This is a genomic window from Sphingobacterium sp. GW821-FHT03E03 (assembly GCF_059420745.1).
The window spans coordinates 63535-70888 of record NZ_JBWKUH010000028.1; the positions used below are offsets into that span (position 1 = coordinate 63535).

Consider the following 7354-nt stretch of genomic DNA (forward strand, 5'->3'; position numbering starts at 1 on the left):
TCCTGCCATTATCCGAAAATATTATTTGTAAACTTCAATTTGATGCCCAATTGGAAATTGCCTATTGTTTTAAATATTTCCTTTAATGTAGCTTTCTCAATTTTTGTCAGGTTTTCCATCGCAATATAGTTGTCCGGACTCAACTTTGCAATCCGAATCTGATTCGTTTGGTTTTTCAGCCGGATGGACATCAGGTAATAATACGACTGATGGAGCTCATCATATTGTTCTTGGGTAAATATTCCCAGATTCAACAATGCCTTCAACCTACCGCCGGTATTCTCTTCATAAATTTGATTTTTCAGGGCATAGACACGCACGAGGTCGACGATGGGTGTCATTGCTTTCTTAATATTAAATACTTCTGTTGACCCAATGGTTTGTGTTTTTATTGTTTTGAAAAAGGTCAGCGGTGGTTCGTATTGCAACGCATTTTTCGCGATGAACGCAAAAAATCGTTCATTGGGTTTTTGCAACTCGACTGTCAGAAAATCTTTCAGTTGGTCAATGATGTACTGATCACCATATAACCTCCGACAATCGAAAAAGGTAGAGAACTTAATCGCATTTTCCGGAATGCTTTCTTCAATCCACATCTTATAATTGTTTTTCCAATGAGAAAGTGAATGTGTCCACTCGGGATTGCTAGCCATGTAGCCGCCGGTACAATAGCTGAAACCAATCGTGTTTAGATGATCCGAAACCTCCCGTGCAAATTTTAGAAAATAACCTCTTACATATTCCCGCTGTTCGTTGGCCTTGTCTTCATATATAATAGCATTGTCCTGGTCTGTCATCAGTGTCTGCTCTTTGCGTCCTTCACTTCCTGTGACCATAAATACAAACTTGGCCGGTGGTTCGCCCATTGCTTTGATAACTTTCTCGATCACCTTTAAGGCGATGCTGTCCGCAACGGTGGTGATGACTTGATTGGCAATTTCGGCATTAACCCCTCTAGCCAATAACTGATGGATGATTTCGGGGACATTGTTCCATTTGTCACGTAGCTCTTCGCGTGTTTCAGCAAGCTTTACCGATTGGATAAAAACCAGTGGAGATTGCCCCTGCTCGCTCAGGAGCCGATTGCGACTTAGAAAGCCGACGTATTTACCTTCTTTTTCAACGAGCAGGTACCTGGACTTGGTATGAAACATTTTGAGTACAGCTTCATACAGGTAGGCCTGATTAGAAATGCTGACTATCGGGTTGTCCATGACCGAAGCGATAGGTGCTGTAGCAGCTACCTGCTGTGCTATAACACGGTCTCTCAAGGTCATGTCGGTGACATAGCCAATGATATGGTCTTCATCTTTGATGAACGCACAGCTCACTTTATACTGAGCCATGGTTTGTGCAACCTCATAAATTGGTGTATCAGATGCACAAGCAACAATATCCTTATATACAATATGTTCGATTTTGCGCGAATAGAGCTGATCCGCAGCAAAATAGCTTTCCTCAAAGGTGGCCGGTGATTTGACAAAATGGGCGAACTCTTCATCTAACATTCGTTTTCCAAAGGAATTGGTAAAGAATTGAAAGAATTCTTCATTGGCATTGCAGAGTTCAATAAAATTCTTCCGTGGCAACCGATAGATGATCGTTCCTTTTTTGGCAAGAACAGATTTGAGTGCTTTTGTTCGATTCAATAATACGGAGATCCCACCAAAACAGTAGGGATTATGATGGATCTCAACCAGCCTTTTGTTGTCCGAACTATCCAAGAAAAAAGCTTCATATTCACCTTTCTGTATAAGGTCGACACCCTCCATGTCGGTAATATTCTGCCGATAGACCAAAGTGTCTTTTGCGAAACGGTAGGGATACATCAGTTCAATAAGACTGATCTGAACAGTTTCGGGCAGTACTTGAAAGGGGTGGGTTGACTTTAGCAAGGCGAGGATGTCTTCCGCATTTTTCATAGTAGATATCATGATAAGATGTTATTGAATTCTCCTTGCTGCTTGTCGATATCCTCTTCACTGAGCTCTGCCCGCCGAACCATTTCAAAATAGCATTTTGCTGTAATCGCAGCATCTTTTTCGGCATTGTGTATTGCTGTGGGGATTTCGGAAAATAGTGCTTCGTGTAGCAATGCCAATGGAAGATGGACCATGTTGGGGTTGCGTACATATTTTTTGCTGTGCAACAACGTGCAAAAGCAATTCAGCCCATAAAATGGAATCGGTAAATTCGTTCGATGATATTCCGCACAGAGTACCTGGAGGTCGAAAGAAAGAAAATGGCCGATCAGCTGAGGCTGATATTTTTTGATATCGTGGCTGAGCTTGCGGAGCACATCCTTCTTCTTTTCACCATGTTTCATCAAAAAGGGTGGCGTAAGACCATGAATCTGTTCAGAAGCCGGACTGATCGGAATCAATGGCTCATAGATATATTTATTGCTACGTTTGACCTCTTGCTGTTTTTCATCAAAAATAATCCAGGCCAATTGGAGTACATGGGGCCAGTTTTCACTATCCGTATATTTTCGATTCCATTTTTTTGGCAAGCCAGAGGTTTCGGTATCCAGGAATAAAAGATATTTCTTCAAAAATTTCAGTGTATTAATTCTAGCTAAACTTAGTTAAAATCCTCTTTATATGCAATAACGGGATCATCTTCATCCATCTGGGCTCAGTTCTTCGTTTGTAAGTAATGTCGTATTGAAGAAATTTATCCTTAACGGTATTACCACAATATCGACCGATTTTGAGATGATGGAACGGTTGGCTGCGGAATTGATCAAAAATAAATCAAAGGACCGTGTGGAAGTTCCATTTTATTTGAAGCTTCGACCATCGATCTAGTGAATAAAAGTAAAAGCCTGGTTTCTGATGAAACCAGGCTTTTATTGCCAGCTAGCACCCATTTTGTTGGCACGCTGTTTTATTTTTTCAACGTTTTTACGGGGAACAAATAAATCACACCTTTCGCTACTTTACTGATGTTGTTGATCGCCTTTTCAGGATTATCCACATCACCCGAACCGCGTGCTTGCCAGATCACCGCATTTGTTTTGCGATCAATAGCCTCAATGATCAGGTGACCATAACGATAACGTTCTTTTGCAACAGGGTAATATCCACCACCATAAAAGTAAGGTGAGAACCATGGTCTGTACCAGCCCCAAGGACCACCCCAGCCATAATATCCGCCACCGCCATAGACCAAACGGCTTTTGTTATTGACGATGGTAATATAACGGAATAACAGATCAGGATTGTCCTTTGAATATTGGAGTCCCTTTGCCTCTAAAGCCGTATTTGCAGCATCCAAAATATTAGTTTTGGCAATGTCATTGTCAAAATAAGATTTCGAAAGCGAGTCTACTGGCGGTAGCCAGGCATACGTTTTGAAAGGAGTGAAATCCATCTTTTCTACCCGAGTGGTATTATATTGATAAGACGAACATGATGCAAGCGCGATGCAGAGCACCAAAAATAATAGAATCTTTTTCATCGTAGTAGTTTGTTTATTAACTGTGATGAATCTACCATGAATATACTGTTTTGCTTTTAAGCACTATATTCATGATGGTTTCATGGCCTATATGGAACTTTTATATTTATTTAACTTGTTTTAATTTCTCATCTATCTGCTTTTACCACCTTTCTATGGCTCAAAGCGTTATGGCAATTTGTTGTCTGTGCTGTATGCACTGGATTTATTCTATAACGTTAGACAAAAAACTATAAATATGGTTTAATCCTAATTGTAAAATTAATAGGAATATTTTGCCACCAATGGAATCTGTCTTCCTGAGCCAAAAGCTTTTGGGCTGACCCGGAGAATTGGCGGTGCTTGAAAGCGTTTAAATTCAGCATTATTAACCAATTTACTTACTCTCTCTACTAACGCTTTTTCGAATCCCATTGCTACAACTTCGGAGCCGCTCTTTTCATTTTCAATCAACTCAAATAAGACCTTGTCTAGCAGGTCGTACTCTGGTAGTGAATCCGAGTCTTTCTGATCAGGTCGTAATTCAGCAGAAGGAGCTTTTTCGATCGTATTGACGGGTATAATCTCTCGCTCGCGATTGATATAACGTGCCAGGTCGTAGGCTTTGGATTTATAGACATCACCAATAACCGAAATGGAGCCAGCCATGTCGCCATACAAGGTGCCATAGCCAACGGCAGCTTCGCTTTTATTTGAAGTGTTTAATAGGATATGACCAAATTTATTTGATATGGCCATCAAGATAACCGCACGTGCACGTGCTTGTATATTTTCTTCTGCGGTATCAGGTTTTAAGCCTTCAAAAAGAGGAGCAAGAGTACTCTCGTAAGCCGAAGCGATATCCTTTATGGGGACAATATGGTGTTTGCAACCTGTATTGGTCACCAGGTCTAGGGCATCTTTGACCGAATGGTCTGAGGAGTAGACGGAAGGCATTAAAATGGCGAGCACATTGTCCGCGCCGAGGGCTTCACAGGCCAGCGCAGCGACTAAAGCGGAGTCCAATCCACCAGATAAACCGAGGATCGCTCTTTTGAAGCCTGATTTTCTGAAATAATCACGCAAGCCTAGGATCAATGCATCATGGATGAGTGCAATTTCAGCTACCGGATCTTTGATGGATGCCGTGGTTGAGGTAATATTTTTTTGATGATAAGTGACATACTGCAGATCATGATCAAATCGTTTTAATTCGGCAACCTTTGTTCCGTCAGCACTAAGTGCAAGTGATCTACCATCAAAGATAATATCCATATGTGCCCCCACCTGGTTCACATAGATTAGTGGACGGTTGGATTTTTTGACCTGCCGAGAAAGAATCTTGAGGCGTTCGTCAAAGTGTGCGTAGGAAAATGGTGAAGCAGCAATATTGATCAAAAGATCAGGATTCTCTTTTCGGAGTTCGGCCATAGGATCTCCCACATAGGAGTTGCCACCCTCATCGTCATCCCAGAGATCCTCACAAACTGTCAGGGCAATTTTTACACCATTCAATGTGATGCAGTCGAAACGCTTGTTGGGCTCAAAGTAGCGGTATTCATCAAATACATCATAATCGGGTAGCAGACCTTTTTTTACAATGTTTCGAACAGCACCCTGTTCGATAAATACTGCGGTATTGTAAAGCTCTTTTCCTTCGGGATCATTGTTTTTGACCGGAGCTCCAATAATACAGGCGATTTCCTTACAATGAGCGGCAATCTGGTGGATAGCCTCATTGCACTGTTGCTTAAATACTTTACTTCGCAATAGATCTTTTGCGGGATAGCCGCCGATGGCAAGCTCCGAAAAGATGATAAGGTCTGCCGATGCGTCTTTGGCTTGGTTGATTGCTTGAATTATTTCCGCTGTATTTGCTTCAAAATTACCGATATGGTAATTCAATTGTGCTAAAGCTATTTTCATCCGTATTTATTTTTTCTTTTTATTAGATCCGCAATCTTGTTTGGAAAACAGGACGGTTTCCTGTTCTCTTTATCGGGATAGTAGATCCTAATACGTTGCGGTTCCTATCTACAAATTTATTCCTTTTTATTGAAAGTGTTTCTTTTATTAATCACTGTTTTTTTAAAGAATCCATGTATGCCATCAGCCTGTTTATTTATCTCTTTTGCACCAGATCCGCGCGGATGATGCTAATCTGTCGATTCTTTTGCATAATGATTAAAAATATTGCAGTTGAAAAAGGTCCTGTTTGTTTATTATTAAGTGCTAAATTGTTTTAACATAATTTTAACAACGTTAAATGCTGTTAAATTTCTTGACATGAATGGAAATGTGTCTTACCTTTGATATATCAAAACAGAAAGATATATACAAAACAATATATAAAGAACTTTTCATAATTTAGGTTAATAATTGGTTAGGTAAAGCTCGGAGTTCCCCACTTCGAGCTTTCGTTGTTTGAAAGGCCCTCAAATTAATTCTTTTCTTTACACATCCAAGTCTTTTAAGGACTAACGCTAGTGATATAAGATTAGTAGGAGCCGTTTCGCATAATTTATTTCATGAACGAGCGCAGATATCAACTATTTGCACAAATTGGTTATCTTAACACTTTTATTTTGTTGGAAAGGTGTATTTCTTTTTAGTGTGTCAACAAATAAGAGCCTGGGCAGGTCAAGGGCTCATCTACATATAACTTTACCCTTGGATTTACTTTATAATTTCGTAGAACGGGACTTCGGTAGTGTGAAGAATATCTCATCCATTTAAAGATATATGTCCATCAAATTCTTTTTTATAATTCTATAATGGTCGACAGTTGGATATTGTATTTTCCGTTTTCGATTTTAAAAATATTGCTATCAGTAAGATCATATTAAGATGCAAATATTCGTAAAGAATATTTGTTACATTCTCTTCGCTTTCTCAAATTGTTTTCGATGTCTACTTTTAGTTTGTAATCGCTTTTTAATAACAGTTTTAAAGCCCACTATCTTTGTACAACTGCTCGTAAAGGTCTATGACCTTTTTCTGAAGTTCGATAATTTCGCTATCGCGTTGTTGCAATTTTAGTGTTAGTACATTGACCTCATCGACATACTCTTTATCTTCTTGTGAGTCAGAAGTAGATAATAATTGTATAACTGTCAAATTGAATAATTTTGAAATTTGATTTAGGCGAGACAGATTAACATCTGTTATTCCTGTTTCAATCTTGGAAAATGCTGGGATTGAGATGTTCAATTGCTTTGCAGTATCCTCCTGGGTCCACCCTTTTTGGTGTCTAAGTAATCTAATTTTTTTTTCTAATGCGTTCATCTCGAATATGTGTTAAGTAAATATAGGAAATTAAAAAATAATTTCCAGTGAACATATCTCACATCTACTTTTTAGCTTAAAAATTTCTCGAAGTCTTCTGAAATAACTTCGAGCACATATTCTTTAAGCTTTTCGTATAGCGCCTGTTAAAAATTCTTCTTCCTGTGAAAGACGGAGTTTTTTTTCCCCTATTTCAGAGGTGTAATATTTTTGAAGAGGAAGGTTGGGATTGTCTGGATAGGTTTGATTGATCCATTTAGTGGTGACCACAAAATTTAATATTCTTTCAAATCTTAGTGTTTTAGATTTCAGACTAACCGTTTTTATTAATTGTTTCTTGAATGTTCTTTTCCACTTTTCAACCGTCTAATTTAATATGGTGGTGAAATAGTGAGTGTTGCTCAACTGAATTCATACGACATTCATGAATCAACTAAGATAATTTTAACGATTTGGTCTTCGGCGATTGATCGTATGGTGCAAACTTATCTCAGCTTTTTAAAAATCAAAAAATAGCATTGGCAAAAGAGACAGCGAGTGAGCTTATCGGTTTTAAAATTAATGATTTGATAACAGGGTTTTAAACGAAAAATATTTATATTGGTGCTAATTTGTTAATAGGGTAATG

At 38.8% G+C, this 7354-nt stretch carries 6 protein-coding genes; 1 reads left to right on the forward strand and 5 read right to left on the reverse strand.

Annotated features, from left to right (window positions below):
- Nucleotides 1-8: 8 nt before the first annotated feature.
- Complete coding sequence (locus AC07UV_RS21850; protein ID WP_495185280.1) at nt 9-1934, reverse strand: DUF294 nucleotidyltransferase-like domain-containing protein; 1926 nt, start codon at nt 1932-1934, stop codon at nt 9-11.
- Complete coding sequence (locus AC07UV_RS21855; protein WP_495185281.1) at nt 1931-2554, reverse strand: 3'-5' exonuclease; 624 nt, start codon at nt 2552-2554, stop codon at nt 1931-1933. The genes AC07UV_RS21850 and AC07UV_RS21855 overlap by 4 nt, the downstream gene beginning before the upstream one ends.
- A 112-nt stretch (nt 2555-2666) precedes the next feature.
- Between AC07UV_RS21855 and AC07UV_RS21860 the strand changes: the two genes are divergently transcribed.
- Nucleotides 2667-2810 (forward strand): hypothetical protein, encoded by a 144-nt coding sequence (locus AC07UV_RS21860; protein WP_495185282.1) that lies wholly within the window; start codon nt 2667-2669, stop codon nt 2808-2810.
- A 79-nt stretch (nt 2811-2889) separates the two neighbouring features.
- Here the strand turns inward: AC07UV_RS21860 and AC07UV_RS21865 are convergent, their stop codons facing one another.
- The 3 genes from AC07UV_RS21865 to AC07UV_RS21875 form a co-directional block, all read right to left on the reverse strand.
- Nucleotides 2890-3462, reverse strand: coding sequence for a DUF4136 domain-containing protein (locus AC07UV_RS21865; protein WP_495185283.1), 573 nt, complete (start codon nt 3460-3462; stop codon nt 2890-2892).
- A 261-nt stretch (nt 3463-3723) separates the two neighbouring features.
- Complete coding sequence (locus AC07UV_RS21870; protein WP_495185284.1) at nt 3724-5367, reverse strand: NAD+ synthase; 1644 nt, start codon at nt 5365-5367, stop codon at nt 3724-3726.
- Nucleotides 5368-6387: 1020 nt separating this feature from the next.
- Complete coding sequence (locus tag AC07UV_RS21875; RefSeq protein ID WP_495185285.1) at nt 6388-6726, reverse strand: helix-turn-helix domain-containing protein; 339 nt, start codon at nt 6724-6726, stop codon at nt 6388-6390.
- Nucleotides 6727-7354 lie beyond the last annotated feature (628 nt).

What these genes read in the sequence shown, in the direction of transcription:
- AC07UV_RS21850 (WP_495185280.1), bottom strand. Translation starts at nt 1,934, where the DNA reads ATGATATCTACTATGAAAAATGCGGAAGACATCCTCGCCTTGCTAAAG.
- AC07UV_RS21865 (WP_495185283.1), bottom strand. Translation starts at nt 3,462, where the DNA reads ATGAAAAAGATTCTATTATTTTTGGTGCTCTGCATCGCGCTTGCATCA.
- AC07UV_RS21870 (WP_495185284.1), bottom strand. Translation starts at nt 5,367, where the DNA reads ATGAAAATAGCTTTAGCACAATTGAATTACCATATCGGTAATTTTGAA.
- AC07UV_RS21875 (WP_495185285.1), bottom strand. Translation starts at nt 6,726, where the DNA reads ATGAACGCATTAGAAAAAAAAATTAGATTACTTAGACACCAAAAAGGG.